Source organism: Pedobacter sp. D749, assembly GCF_019317285.1.
Classification (GTDB): domain Bacteria; phylum Bacteroidota; class Bacteroidia; order Sphingobacteriales; family Sphingobacteriaceae; genus Pedobacter.
Map to the genome: position 1 here is coordinate 1,233,194 of NZ_CP079218.1, position 22,638 is coordinate 1,255,831.

General features: G+C 37.8%; 14 protein-coding genes. 6 read left to right on the forward strand and 8 right to left on the reverse strand.

Annotation, left to right across the window (positions count from 1 at the left end; translation table 11 throughout):
• Positions 1-573: 573 nt before the first annotated feature.
• The 5 genes from KYH19_RS05120 to lpdA all read right to left on the reverse strand — a co-directional run bounded on the left by KYH19_RS05120 (position 574) and on the right by lpdA (position 4,982).
• Complete coding sequence (locus tag KYH19_RS05120; protein WP_132396501.1) at positions 574-1,101, reverse strand: ferritin; 528 nt, start codon at positions 1,099-1,101, stop codon at positions 574-576.
• Positions 1,102-1,556: 455 nt separating this feature from the next.
• Positions 1,557-1,916: a hypothetical protein gene (locus tag KYH19_RS05125; protein WP_132396499.1), complete on the reverse strand. Its 360-nt coding sequence runs from the start codon at positions 1,914-1,916 to the stop codon at positions 1,557-1,559.
• Between the two features lie 111 nt (positions 1,917-2,027).
• Positions 2,028-2,588 carry a GNAT family N-acetyltransferase gene (locus KYH19_RS05130; RefSeq protein WP_219077829.1) on the reverse strand — a complete coding sequence of 187 codons (561 nt, stop codon included), beginning with the start codon at positions 2,586-2,588 and terminating at the stop codon, positions 2,028-2,030.
• A complete protein-coding gene (locus KYH19_RS05135; protein ID WP_219077830.1) occupies positions 2,588-3,427 on the reverse strand; it encodes an MBL fold metallo-hydrolase in 840 nt (279 codons plus the stop codon). Before KYH19_RS05135 ends, KYH19_RS05130 begins: the two co-directional genes overlap by 1 nt.
• 166 nt (positions 3,428-3,593) lie before the next feature.
• Complete coding sequence (lpdA, locus tag KYH19_RS05140; RefSeq protein WP_219077831.1) at positions 3,594-4,982, reverse strand: dihydrolipoyl dehydrogenase; 1,389 nt, start codon at positions 4,980-4,982, stop codon at positions 3,594-3,596.
• Positions 4,983-5,587: 605 nt separating this feature from the next.
• Between lpdA and KYH19_RS05145 the strand changes: the two genes are divergently transcribed.
• The 3 genes from KYH19_RS05145 to KYH19_RS05155 all read left to right on the forward strand — a co-directional run bounded on the left by KYH19_RS05145 (position 5,588) and on the right by KYH19_RS05155 (position 11,459).
• Positions 5,588-8,950 carry a carboxypeptidase regulatory-like domain-containing protein gene (locus KYH19_RS05145; protein ID WP_219077832.1) on the forward strand — a complete coding sequence of 1,121 codons (3,363 nt, stop codon included), beginning with the start codon at positions 5,588-5,590 and terminating at the stop codon, positions 8,948-8,950.
• A 373-nt stretch (positions 8,951-9,323) separates the two neighbouring features.
• Positions 9,324-10,592, forward strand: a complete 1,269-nt coding sequence (locus KYH19_RS05150) for a M12 family metallopeptidase (protein WP_219077833.1) — start codon at positions 9,324-9,326, stop codon at positions 10,590-10,592.
• 585 nt (positions 10,593-11,177) lie between these two features.
• Positions 11,178-11,459: a hypothetical protein gene (locus KYH19_RS05155; protein ID WP_219077834.1), complete on the forward strand. Its 282-nt coding sequence runs from the start codon at positions 11,178-11,180 to the stop codon at positions 11,457-11,459.
• Positions 11,460-11,514: 55 nt separating this feature from the next.
• On the opposite strand, the gene KYH19_RS05160 is transcribed toward KYH19_RS05155, so the two are convergent.
• Together KYH19_RS05160 and KYH19_RS05165 are read right to left on the reverse strand one after the other, a co-directional pair.
• Positions 11,515-12,696 carry an AIR synthase-related protein gene (locus tag KYH19_RS05160; protein WP_219077835.1) on the reverse strand — a complete coding sequence of 394 codons (1,182 nt, stop codon included), beginning with the start codon at positions 12,694-12,696 and terminating at the stop codon, positions 11,515-11,517.
• 1,104 nt (positions 12,697-13,800) lie between these two features.
• The gene (locus KYH19_RS05165) at positions 13,801-15,975 is read right to left on the reverse strand and encodes a glutamine synthetase III (protein WP_132396485.1); all 2,175 of its coding nucleotides are present in this window, start codon (positions 15,973-15,975) and stop codon (positions 13,801-13,803) included.
• A gap of 202 nt (positions 15,976-16,177) precedes the next feature.
• Here KYH19_RS05165 and KYH19_RS05170 point away from each other — a divergent pair, with 202 nt between their 5' ends.
• Positions 16,178-17,020, forward strand: coding sequence for an energy transducer TonB (locus tag KYH19_RS05170; protein WP_219077836.1), 843 nt, complete (start codon positions 16,178-16,180; stop codon positions 17,018-17,020).
• A gap of 354 nt (positions 17,021-17,374) precedes the next feature.
• Here the strand turns inward: KYH19_RS05170 and purL are convergent, their stop codons facing one another.
• A complete protein-coding gene (purL, locus tag KYH19_RS05175) occupies positions 17,375-21,058 on the reverse strand; it encodes a phosphoribosylformylglycinamidine synthase (protein ID WP_219077837.1) in 3,684 nt (1,227 codons plus the stop codon).
• 268 nt (positions 21,059-21,326) lie between these two features.
• Here purL and KYH19_RS05180 point away from each other — a divergent pair, with 268 nt between their 5' ends.
• A complete protein-coding gene (locus KYH19_RS05180) occupies positions 21,327-21,707 on the forward strand; it encodes a VOC family protein (protein ID WP_219077838.1) in 381 nt (126 codons plus the stop codon).
• Between the two features lies 1 nt (position 21,708).
• Positions 21,709-22,410, forward strand: a complete 702-nt coding sequence (locus tag KYH19_RS05185) for a tRNA1(Val) (adenine(37)-N6)-methyltransferase (RefSeq protein WP_219077839.1) — start codon at positions 21,709-21,711, stop codon at positions 22,408-22,410.
• Positions 22,411-22,638 lie beyond the last annotated feature (228 nt).

A 22,638-nucleotide genomic window follows, 5' to 3' on the forward strand; every position in this document is an offset into this window, starting at 1 on the left:
CAAGAAGCTCCAGCAAAACTGGGGCTTTTCTTTTTTGGTGTATCATTACAACCCAATATCTACAAGGATAAAGCGTGATGGAAAGGGTAGTAGTTTGGGAAATCTTAATGCGATATGCTTTTCCTTTATGACTTAGTAAAATCCCTCTAGATTTGCGGCCCTTTTCTGCGTCATCAGCGGGAAACAAGTGATTAGCCGATTAAGGTTTTTCCCGCAGATTCAAAGGGATAAGAAGCGCAGATTTAACAGATATTGAGTTAAGGATTAGAAATGTCGTCATCCTAGCGTATGTGTGGATCTTAATGCTATATGACTTAATAAATCCTTTAGATCAGCGGTGCTTTTCTTCGCTATAGCGGGAAACAAATGAATTAGCCGTTTAAAGTTTTTCCCGCAGATTTAAGAAGATAAGAAACGCAGATTAAACAGATATTGAGTTAAGGATTAAGAAATGTCGTCATCCTCGCGCATGCGGGGATCTTAATGCATTAGCACTAATACTTCGTCAAGTTTTTAATACAAAAAAAAAGCTACCCTTTTTAGGATAGCTTTTCAATATATGTTTTGTTGTTGTTATGCTTCTGAATAAGTGATTTTATTCACATGTTTATCGATTTCCCATCTTCCGGTACCTTCTTCGCCAATTACTTCGAATAATTCTAGCGCCCTGCGTGCTTTATATTCTTCTTCGCGTTGCTCTTTCAGGAACCAGTTTAAGAATTCCATGGTTACAAAATCCTGCTCTTTATGGCATTTTGCCGCAAGATTTTTGAAACTCTGGGTAATCGCAATCTCTGCTTCCAAAGCATCTTCGAAAACTTCTCTAAATCCGGCGAAGTCGGTTTTAATACCCGAAACTTCAGGAGATATCGCGTTTCCACCCATATCCAAAACATATTTGAACAATTTCAATTGGTGTACTCTTTCTTCTTCAGATTGCTTTAAAAAATAATCTGCTGAAAAATCGAATCCATTTTGGTCACACCAGGATGACATTGATAAATATAGTGATGAAGAGTGAGCTTCTTTTTTGATCTGCTGATTTAATAACGTTTCAATATCCTGTGATATTAAACATTTAATGCGCATTAAGTCTTTCATAATTTTCTTTGCTTAACTAATGATACAAAGATAACAGCAAATTAGCCAGATTGTGTGATTTATTTGCTATATGAAATTAGTCTAAATTGCTGATAATTAGTTATTTGTAATCAGTTTAAATAAGGAGGAGGGATAGGATGGATGATGGAAAATGGATGATGTAAAATGGAAGGATAACGCAGAACGGATAATGGTTGATACTCAGTGCATAATGGTCGGTTTTCAATTGGGAATTTTCAGTTAACAGTTTTCAATTGGCAGTTTTCAATTGATTAAGTTCATGCGAATAACTGAAGATTAGAGAATGGCGTAGGATATTGAATCCAACTCGCGGTCGTCATCCTGAGTTTATCTCAGGATCTTCCCAACGGTGATAGATACTGAAACAAGTTCAGTATGGCGCATCGAATGGAATAACCAATGAACTAATGACTAGTGAACCACTGAACTAACGACTAATAAACCAGCCTGTAAAGGCAGTCGCTGATGATATGGTTGAGTTTGAACATGGTGAAAGTACCATGCAACAAATCTTTTAAAGCGATAATTTCTAAAGCACTTAACAAATAGATGTGTTCGCAACCATTAAAGGTTACCAGTTCGAAATCGGCTTTGTGGGTATTTAAAAGGAGCGCTTCAATATCAATCTGTTCTACAACAGCTTTTAATTTTTGAAGCGACAGGCAGTTGTAACGCGCAAACTTGCCGCCAAAATCTACATAAAAGCAGTTTAATTTATCTGATTGATAAACGGAACCCTGGGTATTTGAGAATACGTTAACCAGTTCGTTGATATCGATACATGCTTTTTCCATCGGTTACAAAAATTGGTATTATTTAGATTAAATACAAATAAAAATGGAAATAAATTTGGGGAGCGGTTGGGGTTAGGCGTTTGGCGGTGCAGAGTTGATGCCAGAGGCTAATTATTTGATTTTAAAAACCATGTGATGGTATAATCCTCCCATAAATTGTTTTTCGTTCTGGATAACGAAATTCATTTTTTCGTAAAGCCTTAATGCATTTGGATTGTTTTGTTCTACCAATAGCCCAATTTTATGGTGACCAAGTTTTTCAGCCCAGTCTATACCCGCTTTAATGAGTTGTTTTCCAATTCCTTTTCCCTGAGCTGAAGGGTTAACGCTGATGCTATCGAGGTAAAACTCTCCATTTTCGGTTTCAGTGCCTTGATTAATGCCGCTTGAATGGTGGTGTTCGGTCACATAATGAAGAAATGGTTTGCGGAGTTCGGGCAGTTTTGCTCCATCATAAGCGTTCAGTGATCCCAGAACTTTACCTTCTTCTTCAAAAACCAGTGTATTTTCATAACTGTATTGATTGCCCTGCTGCATAAAGAAGTGTTTTAAAATTTGATTGATCACATTTTCATCTTCAACATTGGTTAGTTTTTGTGCAAGTTTGCCCATCGCCTGGATAATCAATGGCACAACTGCTGTAGCATCTGAAGGGCTTGCTGGTCTGATCATTATATTTCAGTTAACTTAAAGGTTTCTGCCACACGGATTCCCTTTTCGGTACGTTGCAGAGTACAACACTCGTTAATGGGATCGTGCTCTAAGTATAATATATAGTTGTTGTTAACAGCTTCTTCTAAAAAGGCTTGTTTTTCTGTCAATGTTTTTAAAGGGAACATGTCATAAGCCATAACGTAGGGCAGGGGCAAGTGACCGACTGAAGGCAGAAGATCAGCCATGTACACAATGGTTCTATCTTTGTAATTGATTTTAGGCAACATCATGGCATCAGTATGGCCATAAGCAAAACTGATAGTGATATCCTTTTGCCATTCTGTATTTTCTGCTTCGGCTACAAATTTTAGTTGTCCGCTTTCCTTGATCGGTAAAATGTTTTCTTTTAAAAATGAAGCTTTTTCCCTTGCATTTGGTTCTACCGCCCATTGCCAATGTTTTTCATTGCTCCAATAGTGTGCATTTTTAAAGGCTGGGATCAGTTTGCCGTTTTCTCTTATTATTGCTCCACCCACATGATCAAAGTGCAGATGTGTAAGAAAAATATCAGTAATATCGGCTGTATTAAAGCCCAAATGTGCCAGGGATTTTTCCATCGAATCATCCCCATGCAAATAATAATGACTGAAAAACTTTTCGTCCTGTTTGTTTCCAATTCCGGTATCCACTAAAATCAACTGGTTGCCTTCTTCAATTAACAGGCAGCGCATGGCCCAGGTACAAAGGTTGTTCGCATCAGCAGGATTGGTTTTTTGCCAGATGGCCTTGGGTACAACGCCAAACATAGCGCCGCCATCTAATTTAAATAAGCCTGTGTTTATGGTGTGGAGTTTCATTTTTGTAGTATCAGGTAATTAGTATCAAGAAGCTAGTATTAAGTATTGAGATTGGAATTGGGCTAAAATAAGAAAACCCTTTAGAATTAACTAAAGGGTTTTTAAATGATATTGGTTTTACTTATCGATGTGGCACCTTATGCCTTCCACTTTTAAACCCTCTACCTTATAAGTGGATCACTTCGCCGTAGGCATCAGCAGCAGCTTCCATAATGGCTTCGCTCATGGTAGGGTGAGGGTGAACAGATTTAATCATTTCGTGACCAGTAGTTTCCAGTTTACGGGCAACTACTATTTCAGCAATCATTTCAGTAACATTGGTACCGATCATGTGTGCGCCTAATAATTCGCCGTATTTAGCATCGAAAATTAATTTTACGAAACCATCTTTAGCGCCGGCAGCACTTGCTTTACCTGATGCAGAGAATGGAAATTTACCGATTTTTAATTCGTAACCAGCTGCTTTAGCTGCTTTTTCAGTATAACCTACTGAAGCGATTTCCGGAGTACAGTAAGTACATCCCGGAATGTTATTGTAATCTAATGCTTCAACATGCTGACCAGCGATTTTTTCTACACAGATAATACCTTCTGCCGAAGCAACGTGTGCTAAAGCTTGCCCGCCTACTACATCGCCAATGGCATAATACCCTTTAACTGAAGTATTGTAGAATTCGTCGGTAACAATTTTACCTTTTTCCGTTTTGATACCTGTTTCTTCTAAACCAATGTTTTCGATGTTGGCTACAATACCGGCTGCTGAAAGTACGATGTCGGCCTCGATAGTTTGCATACCAGAAGCGGTTTTAACAGAAACTTTACAACCTGCACCGCTGGTATCAACCGATTCAACACTTGCCGAAGTCATTACGTCGATACCTACTTTTTTAAGGCTGCGCAATAATTGTTTAGAAACGTCTTCGTCTTCAACCGGAACAACGTTATCCATAAATTCTACGATGGTTACTTTGGTACCCATAGTCGCGTAGAAATAAGCAAACTCTACACCAATTGCACCAGAACCTACTACTACCATGCTTTTTGGTAATTCAGGTAGTACCATTGCCTGGCGGTAGCCGATAATTTTTTTGCCATCCTGTTTCAGGTTAGGCAATTCTCTTGAACGTGCACCTGTAGCAATGATGATATTTTTAGCGCTTAGTTCCTGTTGAGAACCATCAGCACCTTTAACTTCTAGTTTGTTTCCTGGTTTTACTTTACCAGTACCCATAATGACGTCAATTTTATTTTTCTTCATTAAAAATTGAACGCCTTTGCTCATGCCGTCTGCAACACCACGGCTGCGTTTTACCACAGCAGCAAAATCTGCAGTTGCACCCGCAGTAGTAATTCCGTAATCAGCAGCATGATTAATATATTCGAAAACCTGAGCACTTTTTAAAAGTGCTTTAGTAGGGATACAGCCCCAGTTTAAACAAATACCACCTAATGATTCACGCTCAACAATTGCAACTTTTAGTCCCAATTGAGAAGCTCTGATTGCAGCTACGTAACCACCTGGGCCGCTGCCTAAAACAATAACGTCGTAATTCATCTGTTTTTTAATCTATTTTAAAGAGATTTGTTTTTAATTGTTTTATACCTGTAATCTGCTTCATTATCCCTTAATATGGGTTGCCTACAACCGGATTACAAAAGTTAAAAGATTTTCATCCCGCAACAATCGCTCAAAACTAAAAAAAAAATGTCAATTGGCTTAGGTGAATCTTGAGATAACCATTAAAATTTACAATGAGTGAATATTGTTGACTCAAATCTATGGTTCTATGCTGATTTGGTATTTGTGCTTCTTGCTAGAAAATTAAAACATTAACATAAGTTTAATTATAGGGTATTTTTGCTTGAAAACGTATTGTTAACAGGTGTTATTGGAAAAATACCAACATTACCGTGTCTTTTCTGCGTAAATTATAATCGATAAGGAGTTTTATTACTAATAATCTGATTAGACGATCAAAGTGTTGATAAACTGAAAGTTATAATCTGCGCAATATGTGTTAAATGTTGAAAAGTTTTGTCTGACTTAATAATTATTTAACATTGAATGTTAAAATGTGTTAAATTTTATTGGGTACATTTGCGGCATAATATCATTAATTAGATTACTCAACAACAAAAAAACATTTAAAAAAACAAAGTATGAAGAAATCTTTACTTTTAAGATTAGTACTGGTTATTGTTGCATTTGTAGGTATTACCATCGGTGCTAATGCACAGGTAACCACATCGTCAATAACAGGAACAATTAAGGACGCCAAAGGCGCCTTACCTGGTGCAAGTGTTAAAGCAACGCATACGCCAACGGGTACTGTTTATTCGGTATCTACAAATAGCGATGGTCGTTTTACCATTGGTGGTACTCGCGTAGGTGGGCCTTACACCATTGAAATTAGTTTTGTTGGTTACAATCCAGAAAAATTAAATGATGTTTATTTAAAACTGGGTGAACCTTATTTATTGAACGTAGTATTATCAGACAATAGTTCTACTTTAGCTGAAGTTAAAGTTGTAGGTCAGAGTACCAACAGTATTATGAACTCAAGCAGAAATGGTACTTCTACAGTTATTACAAAACAACAGATTCAAAGTTTACCATCCATTACCCGTAGTGTTAACGATTTAACCCGTTTAACACCACAAGCTAATGGTACTTCAATTGGTGGGGGTAACTATCGTTCAAACAATTTTACTGTAGATGGTGCTAACTTTAACAATCAATTCGGTATTGGTCAGAACATTCCTGCTGGTGGTTCTCCAATCTCAATTGATGCATTGGAGCAAATCTCGATCAATGTTACCCCTTTTGATGTTCGTCAAACTGGTTTTACTGGAGGTTCAGTAACTGCAGTTACCCGTTCCGGTACAAACACTTTTACCGGAAATGCATTTTATACAATGCGTGGTGAAGAACAGCAGGGCAAAAGAATTGGTGAAACTTTTAGATTATCAACCCTTCAAAAGCTTGATGAGAAAAATTATGGAGCTAGTTTTGGTGGCCCAATTGTTAAGGACAAATTGTTCTTCTTCGTGAATTATGAGAAGAAACACACTATTCAGCCAGGAACAAACAAAATTGCTTCAACTCCACAGCTTAATTTTGGTGGAACCGGAACACCATCTTATGTAGCAAAACCTACTGAAGATTTCTTAAATACAGTTTCATCTTATTTGCAATCTAAATACGGTTATGAAACAGGTCCGTATCAGGGATATTCTAATATCAGTGATAACGAAAAAATGTTTGCGCGTTTAGATTGGAATATATCAAAATCTCAACGTTTCAGTGTACGTTATAATCAAGTAGAAAGCCAGTCGCCTTCACCTTTAAGTAACTCTACAACTGGATCTGGAGCAACTTTCTCAACAGCAAATAATAGAACTGCAAACACAGCATTATCATTTGCAAATTCAAATTATTACCAAGCTGCAAACTTATATTCTGCAGTTGCTGAATTAACCTCATCTTTCGGAAGTAGAGTAACAAACGTTGCTAGGGCAACTTATTCTCATCAAAATGACCCTAGAAAATCAGATAGCAGCCCATTTCCTTTAGTAGATATACTTGATGGTCCTGCAGTTGCAACTTCTTTTGGTTACGAGCCATTTACTTATGGTAACTTACGGGATGTTAAGGGATACACTTATTCTGATGATTTAAGTATTGCTTTAGGAAAACATAACTTAAGTTTAGGACTACAAGCAGAATTTAGTACTACCAAAAATGGTTTTCAACGTTTCGGAACAGGTTATTATATCTTTAACTCCTGGGCTGATTTCGTTAATGGAGCAAAACCTGCTAACTATGCTGTTACCTATCCTTTAACAGCAGATGGTTCTCAGGCTTATCCTAGCTTCAAGTTTAACCAGTATTCAGCATATTTACAAGATGAATTTACTGTATCTGACCGTTTAAAATTAACTGCTGGTTTACGTGTTGAACAAGCTACTTATCCTGATGTTTCAGAAGTAAGAACGCATCCATTGGTTGCTGGTCTTTCTTTCGCAGGTCAAAAAGTTGATACAGGTGTATTGCCTGAAAATAGAATTTCTTATTCACCTAGATTTGGTTTTAACTGGAATGTTTTTGGAGACCGTTCGTTCCAAGTTAGAGGTGGTACAGGTATTTTTACAGGCCGTATTCCTTTTGTATGGATTGTTTCGCAATCAGGTGATGCTGGGTTATTACAATATACTCAAACATATTCTGGACAAGCTAATACTCCTTTCTTCAATCCAAGTATAGCTCCAAATTTATTAAGCTCAGCACCTGCAGCAGGATCATCAATTCCTAGTAGCATAAGTGTTATGTCTCCTAATTTAAAATTACCACAAACTTGGAAATCAAGCTTAGCATTTGATATTAAATTACCATGGGGTGTGGTTGCTACTTTAGAAGGTATTTATGGTAGAGATTTAAATGTAGCGGTTGCTCAGAATATAAACTTAGTTAATCCAACAGCATTAAATATCAGCGGTTACGGAGACACTAGATTGATGTTTCCTTCAGGTGGTCAGTTACCAACAACATCGACAGGTGCATTTGCTAGACAAAACGTTTCATTAACAAGTGGTGGTGCAGTTACAACTTCTGCAGCTACAACCAGTTCTTCTGGTTTTAACGTTATTCAAATGACTAATGCTAAAGGAGGATATAACTGGCAAGCTACTGCTCAATTGACTAAGCAATTTCAAAGTGGTTTGGCAGCAATGATCGCTTATACCAGATCTGATCAACGTAATTATGGTGACGGTGGTGGTGATCAGTTATTGAACTTATGGTCAATCCCTGCAACTGCTGGTAATCCAAATAAACCAACATTGAGTTATTCTCAAAACTTAAACCCTGATCGTGTTATTGCGAATATTTCATATAGAAAAGAATATTTTGGAAATTTAGCAACTTCGTTCTCGTTATTCTACGAAGGAACTCAACAAGGTAGATTCTCATATACTTATAGTACTGATTTTAACCGTGATGGTCAATCAGGAAATGATTTAATTTATATTCCTAAACCAGGAGAAATGACTGCTGCTTCATTTGTGGCTATTCCTGCCGGAACAACAAACTATAAAGGAGCATATAGCGCTCAACAACAGGCAGATATTTTCGAAGCTTATGTTCAGCAAGATGCTTATTTAAGTAAACACAGAGGTGAATTTGCACAACGTAACGCCGCAACTTCTCCATGGAGAAATCAGTTTGATTTTAGGTTAACTCAAGAGGTTTTCAAAAACTTTGGCAAGGCTAAAAATTCTTTCCAATTTACAGTTGATATCTTTAACGTAGGTAATTTGTTAAACCGTAAATGGGGTAATGTAAATTTTGTAAATAGTTCTTCTATCTTAGTTCCACAAAATGCTGGAGCTATAAATAATACTACTAAACCAACTTTTAGGCTTAATAATAGTCAAGGTGATATTACTAAAGAAACATTTGGTACATCTCAAACTATTTCTTCTACTTATTATATGCAGTTTGGTGTTCGTTATAACTTTAACTAATATTTAAGAAATATATAATATTAAAGCCCCGATCATTCGATCGGGGCTTTTGTTTTTTACTACCATTTTAAAACAAGCTCATTATCTATTCAGGGAAGTATTTCGTGTAATAAACTAACTACTTCATGTAAAAAATAATAGTTGCTTAATAGTAGATACGTATTTTTATTACGGAAAACAAAAAACTATTATGAAACGCACGCTCTCTACGAAAATATTCCTTTTCGCCAAATAGATTATAATGTTTTGCTTTTAAGCAGTTCATCCCTCCTAATCTGATTCAATTTTAATACCTAAACTTTTGTGCCTTCTATAATAGATCATCCATTGTTTTACCTAACGATTAAATCTATATGAATTAAAACAGCTAAACATGAAAAAAATCTATTACGCTATTGCAGTGCTCATTATTTTTTTGAGTGCTTGTAAAAAGGAATCTTCAATTAAGGAAGACCAACATGAAACTCCAGGGAAAACGATTACCTATCATTTAAAAAATGGTGGAGAAGTCACTGTAGCGATTAACAAAAAAGGCGAATATGTAGTTGGTGGTGACGTTATTTTATCAAAAGATCAAATTGCCTATTTGGAGTACAATAAGGTTGGTGATGGTAAAGAGACTACTCCAAGAAGTACCTTTACCGGAGAGTATCAAAAGTTATGGCCTGGTGGAATCATTTACTATGTGATTAATGATGCCAGCCATAGTTCAGATATCTTAAATGCGATGAGCGATTGGGAGGCCAGCACGCCAATACGTTTTGTGCAACGAACTAATCAAGCTAATTATGTGAATTTTCAAGGAGCTCCATCCAATGGGGGAGGAGATTCTCAATTGGGTATGGTAGGTGGGCAGCAGCTCATTAGATTATCCGCCGGTGCAGATAAATCTACGGCCATCCATGAAATTGGACATGCCGTGGGATTAATGCATGAACAAACCAGAACTGACCGCGATCAATATATAAATATTAATTACAATAATATTAGTACCGCTAGTTGGAAAGCTCAATATGATAGATATGATGTGCAGGGTAGGCAAGGAGGGCAATTTGGGACTTTTGATTTTAACTCTATAATGTTATATCGTTCTTATGCAAGTGAAGTAGGGTATCCTGGGAACAGTTCTCCGCAGATTACGAGAAAGGATGGAAGTACTTGGGGTGATAATTACAGCTTATCTCAAGGAGATATTGAAGGTGTAAATTACCTTTACCTAAAAAATCCAAATGGATTAGTGTGTGCTAGAATAGAAGTTGACAATTTGCAGCTTTATCCAAATGATGCTCAATTCCAAGAAAAGGGTGATTTCTATATTGCATTTTATACCGATTATACTTACACAACGCGTGTAGTGCCTAGTGCCTCGATTAGTTTTAAATATCGTTCGAGATTTAATATCGCAAATTATTTTGGCGGTGGCGATTTAGATTGTCCTCAATGCCCTGTAGAATATACTGTTAGTAATATTAATTCGCTTAATAGAATATATATTGGGACAAACTATTATAGAGGGTCTAGAGAATTAGAAGATCCACAATGGGGGTATTTTACAGAATACTATACTAATGATTATTACGTTATTTCGGCCAGTGGATATAATCCACAATTGGAATATTTAGCACATCTTGTTAGTCCCTAAAATAAGATTATTTTAAATAAAAAAGGCTACCAACATAATGGGGGGAATTGAAAGCCCAGTACGAAAATGGGGCAGTTCATAAATTATTAATTGCCCTATTTTCTGAAATCTGTAAAGAGTTTTCTCAACTAAAATTTTCTATATCTGATTCCTGAAGACTTCAAATTCAATTATTGCATAACTTTATTGCTAGAAGATTTTTAAGTTACATTTTTAGTGCCCTTATAAAATTTTATACTTTTTTGCCTAATTATAAACGAAAGTTCTTTTTTCACTTTCTATAGTTAGCTATTTCTGCTCACCTTTTTCTACGAACCCATTAAGCATGTATCAATATTGCAGCTTTAGAAATTTTGATAATTTTTTCATAACCTTCTGAAAGGCCTAAAGCCCCCATTCGGTACTCTAGTTAACACCTTAGACATTCCTTCCAATCAGAATCTGATTGTTCTTGCCGATTTGTAATATGGGCTGAGAATATCATAAAGTTACTAGATAAGTAGCTTTTTTATTATAATCAAAACCATTTCTGCATAAATACGATTTTAATATTAATCTATTTATTAAAAAACTAATTATAAAACAATGAGCAGTTCAAAACGAACCCATGATCATGCTGCTATAAAAGCATGGGCAGAGGAACATGGCGGTGTACCGGCAATAGTTGCAGATACAGATAAAAAAAATGGTGGTGGTATTTTAAGGATACACTTTCCAAAACACAGCGATAGTTCTTCAGACTTAAAGGAAACCGATTGGGATACTTTTTTTAAGACCTTTGATGACAACAAACTTGATTTTTTGTATCAGTATAAAAAAGCAGATGGTGAAGAAAGTACCTTCCATAAGTTTGTAGAACGTGAATAAAAAAAAGCCTGCTGAAATTTAATTTCAGCAGGCTTTTTATATTGTATCTTAATTCTTAATTATAAACAAAAGTTCCTTTTTCGCTTTCGATAGTTACCTGTTTCTGATTGCCTTTTTCTACGCGACCGATAATTTGCGCATCGATGTTAAAGCTTTTAGAAATTTCGATAATGTGATCTGCAATTTCTTGCGGTACATAAAGCTCCATACGGTGACCCATATTAAATACCTTGTACATTTCTTTCCAATCGGTGCCCGATTGTTCCTGTATCAATTTAAATAGCGGCGGAATAGGGAAGAGGTTATTCTTGATGACATGGATATCATCATTGATGAAATGTAATACTTTTGTTTGTGCGCCGCCACTGCAATGTACAATTCCATTGATCTGGCTGCGGTAGCTTTCTAAAATCTTTTTAATTACAGGTGCATACGTGCGCGTTGGCGATAATACCAGTTTACCTACAGTGGTTTTGCCGAAACCTTCAATCTCTATTTCTTCTTTTAATTGTTTCTTTCCAGAGAAAACCAGGTCGAAAGGTACTGCCGGATCGAAGCTTTCAGGGTAGTTATTGGCAACAGCTTTTTCAAAAACATCATGGCGGGCAGAGGTTAATCCGTTCGATCCCATACCACCATTGTATTCGGTTTCGTAAGTCGCTTGTCCGGATGAGGCTAAGGCCACTATTACGTCGCCAGGTTTAATGTTATCATTGCTGATGATGTCTTCGCGCTTTAAGCGACAAGTCACCGTAGAATCGACGATAATGGTTCTTACCAAATCGCCAACATCAGCCGTTTCACCACCTGTTGAGTAGATGGAGATACCTTGCTCGCGTAAATCGGCCAGAATCTCTTCTGTTCCGTTAATTACAGCCGCGATTACTTCGCCTGGAATCAGGTTTTTATTCCGCCCAATGGTTGAGGATAACAAAATATTATCGGTAGCACCCACGCAGATTAAATCGTCGATATTCATGATAATGGCATCTTGTGCAATGCCTTTCCATACGGAAATATCACCGGTTTCTTTCCAGTAAACGTAAGCTAAAGAAGATTTGGTACCGGCACCATCGGCGTGCATGATGTTGCAATATTCCTCGTCACCACCTAGAATATCGGGGATGATTTTGCAGAACGCTTTAGGGAAAATTCCTTTGTCGATGTTTTTGATGGCATTGTGCACATCTTCTTTTGAGGCAGAAACGCCGCGTTGATTGTACCTGTTATCACTCATGTTGCCGCAAAGATAGTTTTTTAAGGTGGAAGGTAAAAGGGTAGAAAGTAGAAAGTCCAAAGTCTGGAGTCAGAAGTCCGGAGTCGATAGATCGAATATCGATATAGCGTATAGGTTTATTTTTATAGGGTTGGTTTAAATATATAATTTGAAGAGGTTTTGGAAGTGAAAGTTAGTTTTTCATTGGAGCCTGCAGCCCCGCTTTCCTCCTGCTGTCTCTACTTTATATAGAGTGAAAGCAAATATTTAATTATTTTTTTGCTCCTATGCCGCAGGGCATCAAACTTTTGAGGCATCAAAAGTATGCAAAAATGCTTTGTCAATCCGGCAAGGTGGCTTCTCAATACCCACGCTCATCAAAAAAACAGCGGTACTTCGTTTAATCAGGTATTGTTGTGTTTTATTTGGTCTGATTGAGCCCTGCGGGGTTTGTGTTCAATTTATATTAAACTTTGATTCATTGCAAATGAACACAAAACCACTGCGTTTCAGGTTTGGTACTGCCGTTTGTACTATTGAGCACCTGTTTTTTTGATTCTACTGCCACTTGGGATTGACAGCGTCCTTCGGTAAAGCCTGTGGTTTTTCAAAGTGGGTCAGCATAATGCCCAAAACTATTCGTAAAAAGTTATCCATAAACGGTAGGACTTTATATAAGGACAGTAAAATCGGGCTTAGGTACAGCGGGCTGGTTCCTTGTGGCTGGTTTTTTCCCTGCACAGGCTTATCTGAAATAAACCTGATTGCATGGATGCTGTAAACGATGAATTAAAAAGTCGAAGAAAACTTTACAGCAGAAAGGAAAGCAGGACTGTTTTAACCGATGAGAACAGGTATTGCTTTCCAAAAAAAAGCCTTTGCCAACGTAAAGCAATTTCGATTATATCCTGACCACGAAGTAGCTATTAGACCTTTGAAAATATAAAGAATGCTAATAAAACAAGTTTAGGAGGACGCTACTTCGGAATTGCTGTTGATGGACTTGCGTAGTAGCGATCGTTGTAAGATTGCTTCATCGTTCCTCTTCATAATGACGGATTTATGAAAACAAAAAAGGCGTAGAGTGTAAACCCTACGCCTTAAATCTTTTAGCTTAGGCCTTTCTTATTTCATGAATAATAATTCTCTGAATTTTGGTAAAGGCCAAACGCTATCGTCAACAATTTGCTCTAATTTATCAGCATGGTAACGGATGATATCGAAGTAAGATTTAACTTTCTCATCGTAGGCAATCGCTTTTTCGCGGGTATCTTCGATTTTGTTGGTTACTTTACGTTCTTCTAACATCGCATCTATATTGGTTTTTACAATTTCTAAATGCTCAGTTAGTTTTTTAACGATATCAATAGAAACTTTGCTATCTACACCAATTGCTTTTAATCCCTGTACGTTGGCGATTAAAGAATTTTGGTAAGCAATTGCAGCAGGAATGATAGCGGTGTTCGCTACTTCGCCCATTACACGTGCTTCGATCTGAAGTTTTTTATAGAAGTTTTCTAACATGATTTCATGACGGGCATGAATCTCACGTGCACTGTAAATACCAGTTGTAGCAAATAAATCAGCAGATTTCTCTGTTAAATAAGCATCTAAAGCTTTTGGTGTAGTTTTGATGTTTGATAAACCGCGTGCTGCAGCTTCATCTTCCCACTCCTGGCTATAACCATTTCCTTCGAAACGGATGTTTTTAGATTCTTTGATGTATTTTTTGATCACGGTTAATAAAGCGATGTCTTTTTTATCACCTTTTTTGATCAATTTATCAACTTCAACTTTAAATTTAACCAATTGCTCGGCCATAATTGCGTTTAAGATCGTCATTGGAGCAGAAGAGTTTGCTGAAGATCCAACAGCCCTAAGCTCAAATTTGTTACCTGTAAATGCGAAAGGAGAGGTACGGTTACGGTCGGTATTATCTAATAAAATCTGAGGGATTTTAGGAATACCTAACCAAAGTGCGTTATCTTCTTTGATTTTTTTGCTGATACGTGAGTGCTCAATCTCATCTAATACATCGTTCAATTGTGAACCTAAGAAGATAGAGATAATTGCAGGTGGCGCTTCGTTAGCACCTAAACGGTGATCGTTACTTACTGATGCAATACTTGCGCGTAATAAATCGGCGTGCTCGCTAACTGCTTTGATGGTATTTACAAAGAAAGCAAGGAACATTAAATTGTTTTTAGGTGTTTTGCCTGGTGCCAATAAGTTTTTACCTGTATCGGTAATTAGCGACCAGTTGTTGTGTTTACCTGATCCGTTGATACCTGCGTATGGTTTTTCGTGTAACAAAACACGGAAGTGGTGACGACGGGCAACTTTTTCCATCAAATCCATCAACAATTGGTTGTGATCGATTGCTAAGTTGATTTCTTCGTAAATTGGCGCACACTCAAATTGAGATGGTGCAACCTCATTGTGACGGGTTTTTAAAGGGATACCTAATTTTAAAGCTTCGTTTTCGAAATCTACCATGTAGCTGAATACACGCTCAGGGATAGAACCGAAATAGTGATCTTCTAATTGCTGACCTTTAGCAGACATGTGTCCGAATAAAGCGCGACCAGTTAACAATAAATCCGGGCGGGCGTTGAATAACGACTCATCAACCAGGAAATATTCTTGCTCAATACCTAAAGATGCATTTACTTTAGTGATGCTTTTATCGAAATACTGGCAAACATCAACGGCAGCTTTATCTAATGCAGCTAATGCTTTTAATAAAGGCGCTTTATAATCTAACGCTTCCCCTGTGTAAGATACGAAAACAGTAGGGATGCAAAGGGTTTTACCTGCTTTACTTTCCATAATGAATGCTGGAGATGATGGATCCCAGGCAGTATAACCACGGGCTTCGAAAGTATTACGGATACCACCGTTAGGGAAACTAGAAGCATCTGGTTCTTGTTGAACTAATGCGCTTCCTGCAAATTTCTCGATAGCTCCATCGCCACTTGGCTCAAAAAATGAATCATGTTTTTCAGCTGTTGTACCTGTTAACGGCTGGAACCAGTGCGTATAATGCGTTGCACCGGCACTCATTGCCCACGCTTTCATAGCGGTTGCAATTTGGTTGGCATCGTCTGAATTAATTAACTCACCCTGGTTGATAGATGATATTAATTTTTCATATACGTCCTTAGATAAGAAATCTCTCATTTTTTTCTTATCAAATACATTAGCGCCAAAAAAGTCAGAAATTTTTGCCGCTGGTGCTTTAACTTCTGGTGAAATTCTGTTTTGAGCCTCTTTTAATGCGATGGTTCTTAAGCTTTTCATTAATTCGTTATGTTTTTTGTCAAAAATAGTATATTTTATTAATTCTCGTAAAAGAATCGTGTTGTTTTTATGAATTTTATTGAAAATGAAATAAAAAAATGTTTTTCGGGTGAGAAATTTCATTTTTTGTAAAGAAAATAGATTTTTCGAATGTTTTGTGGAATTGAAGATTTCGCTGCATCATGGTATAAAAATAAAAGCTATGTTCAACTCTTCAATTAACGTATACAAAACCGAGTGGCTCGATCTTGTATTTGCAAACCGCAACAAAAACTATGGTGCTTACGATTTAAGGTCTAAATCTTCGAAGATTATGACAAGGGCACTGTTTGTATCAGGTAGTTTATTTGTACTTGCCTGTTTCTCTCCCTTAATTTATGCAAAATTGGTTCCTAAAGAAAAAGCGGTTGTAGAAACGGCAAAAATTATAGACTTAACGGATGTGATTCACCAGATGAAACCGGATCTGCCTAAACCAGAGGAAAAACCTGAACCCAAAAAAGCAGAACCGGTTAAGGTTAAAACGGTAGCCTTATCCAATAATATAGTTGTTGTAAATAAAGTAAATCTTCCTGATCCGCCAACAATTAAAGAAATTGAGAATGCTGTGATCAGTGATAGAACACAAGATGGGCTTGTAGCTCCAAATTTGGTTATTCCAGATACAAAAGGTAATGGTGATGGAACAGGAACCGCTAAAGAAGGTAATGGAACCAATGAAGATAAAGAGATTTATTTAGGAGCTGATGAATACCCTGAATTTACCGGCGGTGCCAAAGCCTGGTCTAAATATATGGAGCGTAACTTAAGGTATCCATCAAGAGCTCAGGATGAAGGCGCAGCCGGAAAAGTATTTGTGAGTTTTGTGGTAGAAAAAGATGGTTCTATTACTGATGTATCGGTAATTAAAGGAATCGGTTTTGGCTGCGATGAGGAAGCAATTAAAGTGATTAAAAAATCGCCGCTTTGGAAACCTGGGAAAAATAAAGGTATTCCGGTGCGTGTAAGGTATAATATGGCCATTAACTTTCAGATTTCTAACTAGAAAGGATGGAAGATGCAGGATGGAAAATGGATGATGGGGGACTTTCTATTAACGCTCTTGGTTTTTAGGGAGATGTAGGGTTAGGTGAATTGAACGGTTTGGGCGTTGTCCAAACCGTTTTTTATGTAATCTGATTTAAATAGTTGCGTCATTTCGAGCGTAGAGCAACGCAGTCGAGAAATCTATTATAGATCTCTCCATTTCGCTTCGCTTCAGTCGAGATGACGGCGCTATAAGGCACTCCGCTCGAAAGGATAACTAATAAATAAAAAATGGATGATGGTTTTTTAATTCCATCATCCATTTTACATCATCCATCTTTACATCATCCATCTTTACATCATCCATCAACTCTTATCCCTTGTTCTCAATCCACTTGCGTGCATTTACAAAGGCTTCCATCCATGGAGAAACTTCATCTTTACGGCCTTGCGGATAATTTGCCCAGTGCCATTGGAACAATGAACGCTCAATGTGCGGCATCATCACGAGGTGGCGACCACTTTCATCGCACAACATTGCGGTGTTGTAATCAGAACCATTCGGACTAGCCGGATAAGTTTCGTAAGCATATTTAGCTACGATTTTATATTTGTCTTCTGTGTATGGTAACGAGAATCTGCCTTCACCATGTGATACCCAAACGCCTAAAGTGCTTCCAGCAAGGCTTGATAACATCACTGAATTGTTTTCCTGTAAGGTTAAAGAAGTGAAAATACTTTCGTGCTTGCCACTTTTGTTGTGCAGCATTTTCGGTTTTTCTGCGTGGTCTTTATTAATTAAGCCCAACTCTACAAATAACTGGCAACCATTACAAACACCAACAGATAAAGTATCAGGACGGGCAAAGAATTTCTCTAAAGCTACTCTTGCTTTTTCGTTGTATAAAAATGCTCCTGCCCAACCTTTTGCTGATCCTAAAACATCAGAGTTAGAGAAACCACCTACAGCACCGATAAACTGAATATCTTCTAAAGTTTCTCTTCCCGTAATTAAATCGGTCATGTGTACATCTTTCACATCAAAACCTGCCAGATACATGGCATTTGCCAATTCGCGTTCAGAATTACTTCCTTTTTCGCGGATAATGGCTGCTTTAGGTCTAGGTTTAGTTTCGTCGATTACCGGTTTTTTACCATCGAAAGTAAGCGGGAAAGTGTAATTTAAAACGTGGTTTTTATAATTGTCGTAACGTTCTTTCGCCAAACCGTTACCTGTTTGTTTGTTATCTAACAGATAAGAAGTTTTAAACCAAACATCACGTAAATGGTCGATATCAAAACTGAAACTATCTGTATCATTTTTAACTTCCAGCTTAGCTGATGTATTGACCTCACCAATTTTATGGAAAGTAACGCCAGCCTGAGCAAAAGTTTCTTCAACTGAAGCATCAGCCTGGAAAACAATGCCGATATTCTCTGCAAATAATACTTTAATACTATCCGCTTCTGCTAAAGAAGACAAATCGATCGAAGCGCCTAAATCGCGGTCGGCAAAACACATTTCCAATAGGGTTGTGATTAAACCACCACTACCAATATCGTGACCAGCTTGTATTTTATCAGCTTTAATTAACTGCTGTAATGTATTAAAAGCCGTTTTAAATTGATCAGCTTCTTTTACATCTGGTGTTTCTGTACCTATTTTGTTTAAAATCTGTGCGAAAGATGAACCGCCTAATTTATAGCTGTCGTTTGATAAGTTAATGTAGTATATTGATCCGCCATTTTTCTGCAATACAGGTTCAACTACTTTGGTAATGTCATCGCAATTTGCCCCGGCAGAAATAATTACCGTTCCTGGCGCAATTACATCACCATCTTTGTATTTCTGTTTCATCGACAATGAATCTTTTCCGGTTGGGATATTGATTCCTAAATCGATGGCAAAATCAGAACAGGCTTTAACTGCTGCATATAACCTGGCATCTTCGCCTTCGTTTTTACAAGCCCACATCCAGTTGGCAGAAAGTGAAACACTTTTTAAACCATCTTTTAAAGGCGCCCAAACAATATTTGATAGTGATTCTGCAATGGCATTGCGGCTACCTGCAGACGGATCAATCAAGGCTGAAAGTGGCGCATGACCTACTGAAGTGGCAATACCTTCTTTTCCCTGAAAATCTAAAGCCATTACACCACAGTTATTCAATGGTAATTGTAAGGGACCTGCACATTGCTGTTTAGCAACACGGCCACCCACACACCTGTCAACCTTGTTGGTTAACCAATCTTTAGCAGCCACCGCTTCTAATTGAAGCACTTGTTCTAAGTAGGTGTTTAATTGGGTAGCATCGTAATTAAGTGCACTGTATTTACGATCTACCGTGGTATCTTCCATTACAACTTTGGGCGAGCTGCCAAACATGTCGGCCAACTCAAAATCCATAGGTTTTAAACCGGTAGTGGCCGATTTAAAGGTGAAACGGTGATCGCCGGTAACTTTACCCACAGTATACATGGGTGAACGCTCGCGGTCGGCAATTTTTTGTAAGGTTTCGATGTGCTCGTTGCCAATTACCAAGCCCATTCTTTCCTGCGATTCGTTACCAATAATTTCTTTGGCCGAAAGGGTAGGGTCGCCAACTGGCAATTTATCAAGGTCGATTAAACCACCGGTTTCTTCAACCAGTTCTGATAAACAGTTTAGGTGACCACCTGCACCGTGATCATGGATTGAAATGATCGAATTGTGATCGCTTTCTACCATACCACGAATGGCATTTGCAGCACGTTTTTGCATTTCAGGATTGGAACGCTGGATGGCATTTAATTCAATGCCGCTTCCGTGCTGACCGGTATCAGCAGATGAAACTGCTGCACCGCCCATTCCGATTCTATAATTTTCGCCACCTAAGATCACGATATTATCGCCTTCCTGTGGTTTAAGTTTTTGCGCCTGACTGGCTTTACCGTAACCGATACCGCCGGCAAGCATAATCACTTTGTCAAAACCCAGTGTGCGGTTATCTTCTTCGTGTTCGAAAGTTAAAACCGAACCTGTAATTAGCGGCTGACCAAATTTATTACCAAAATCGGTAGCACCGTTTGATGCTTTGATCAGGATATCCATTGGTGTTTGATACAACCATTGTCTTTCTTCAACGCCTTGTTCCCATGGGCGGTTATCTTCTAAACGCGAAAGCGCAGTCATGTAAACTGCCGTTCCCGCTAAAGGTAAAGAACCCTGGCCACCAGCCAAACGGTCTCTGATTTCGCCACCGGAACCGGTTGCAGCCCCGTTAAAAGGCTCAACAGTTGTTGGGAAATTGTGTGTTTCTGCTTTTAAAGAGATTACTGAATCGAAATCGCTAGTGGTGTAATAATCGGGCTCATCTGCACGTTTAGGTGCGAACTGCTGTACTTTCGGGCCTTTAATAAAGGCTACGTTATCTTTATATGCCGAAACAATATCGTTCGGATTTTCTTCTGATGTTTTGCGGATCAGCTTAAACAATGAAGTAGGCTGTTCTACACCATCAATTACGAATTTTCCGTTAAAGATTTTGTGACGGCAATGTTCTGAATTCACTTGTGAGAAACCAAATACCTCAGAATCGGTTAAAGGTCTTTCTAGTTTTTTTGCTAATGTATTTAAGTACTCAACTTCTTCATCACTTAAAGAAAGTCCTTCCTGTTTATTATAAGCCGCAATGTCGGTAATCTCTAAAATCGGTTCAGGTTTGATGTTAATGGTGTAAACTTCCTGATCAAGTTTGTCGTATTTTTGAGAAAGCATCGGGTCGTAATCTGCAAAGTTTTCGTCAACCTGCTTAAATTCTTCAATCCTGATGATTCCCTGCATGTCCATGTTCTGGGTAATCTCTACAGCGTTGGTACTCCAGGGGGTAATCATTGCTGCTCTTGGTCCAACGAAAAAACCTGTCAGGGCTGTTTCCTGCGAGATTTTGGCGCCGCCAAATAACCATTCAAGTTTAGTAATATCAGTGGTAGAAAGCGCTTTGTCTGTTTGTAAAACAAAAATCGCCTGCGATTGCCCTTCGACAGGCTCAGGATGACAATAGAAGAAATGAATCATGCTTTTTTTTTGAAGTTGCAAAAATAGCTTTTTAAAATGAAAAAACTGGTGTGCTACAGTGATTGAATTAGTGAATTTTGAATGATTGAATGTCAAAATATAAAGATTGAATGAGAGAATTATTGAATGAGAGAATGGCCGATGATGGAATGAGTGAATTTTGAATGATGGAATGTTGAAATAATTATTGGTTAATTCAGTTAGAGAATGCGCATTTTTGTTAAACGCTAAGTCGCTCATTTAATCAGTCAAAATTCAATCATTATTTATGCTTCGCATCCACCACATCGCCATTATTTGTTCTGACTACGAAAAATCGAAAGATTTTTATGTGAATAAATTGGGTTTTACTGTTTTGGCAGAGGTTTACCGGACTGAAAGGAAATCGTATAAGTTGGATCTTGCCGTAAATGGTGTATATCAGATCGAGCTTTTTTCTTTCGAAAATCCACCTGCACGTCCATCGCGGCCAGAAGCTCAGGGTTTGCGCCATTTGGCTTTTGAGGTAGAAGATATTGAGAAGGAGATTTCTCGTTTAAGTGATCAGGGTATTGTGACCGAGCCGATCCGTATTGACGAATTTACGGATAAACGTTTTACTTTTTTCGCTGATCCGGATGGTTTGCCACTAGAATTATACGAGATTTAGGATGAGTATTTTCAAGTTCAAACAGTTTGAAGTCGATCAGACAGGTTGCGCCATGAAGATTAATACCGATGGGGTTTTAATTGGCGCTATGGCAAATCACCATGCGCCTAAAAATATATTGGATATTGGAACGGGTACCGGTGTGATTGCATTGATGTTGGCTCAACGTTTCCTTGACGCACATATACATGCGGTAGAAATAGACGGACAAGCTGCGAAAACAGCGGGAAGGAATTTCCAGTCGTCAGTTTTCAGTGAGCGGTTAAGTATTAACCATATCGCAATTGAACAATATAACAATAATGAAAAATTTGATCTGATTGTTTCCAATCCACCGTTTTTTGTAAATGATTTAAAGAATGAAGAATTTAGAAAGGGTATCGCCCGGCATGCAGGTGAAGATTTCTTCAGCTTATTGGTTGAAAAATCAAACTCACTTTTGGCTGATGATGGGCAGATTTGGCTTGTTTTGCCGGTTAAACAAGCTGATGAAGTGATTGCGATCGCAGCCCAATATGATTTATCGCTTGCTGAACGGATCCATATGCATTCCGATGAAAATAAGCCAACCTTCAGGCAGGTGATCTGTTTGAAAAAGGGCGAAACGCTTTTAAAAGAAAGTGATTTTAATATTTACCAATCTTTAAGGGAGCATACCAAAGCATATAAACTTTTACTGAAAGATTTTTTTCTGGCTTATTAGAGTTGGTTTAAAATTAGATAAAATTATTTCGTTTGTCAGTTTATAAAGATTCTTCTAGCGCTCTATGCCGCGGGGCATGGTACTTTGGAGCGCCAAAGTACCCAAAGCGCTTTGTCAATCCAGCAATGTGGCCTCTCACCTTCCCACGCTCATCAAAAAAACAGCGGCACTTTGTTTGTGTTCAATTCTTCTTAAAATTAAATTATCGCTTATGAACACAAAACCACT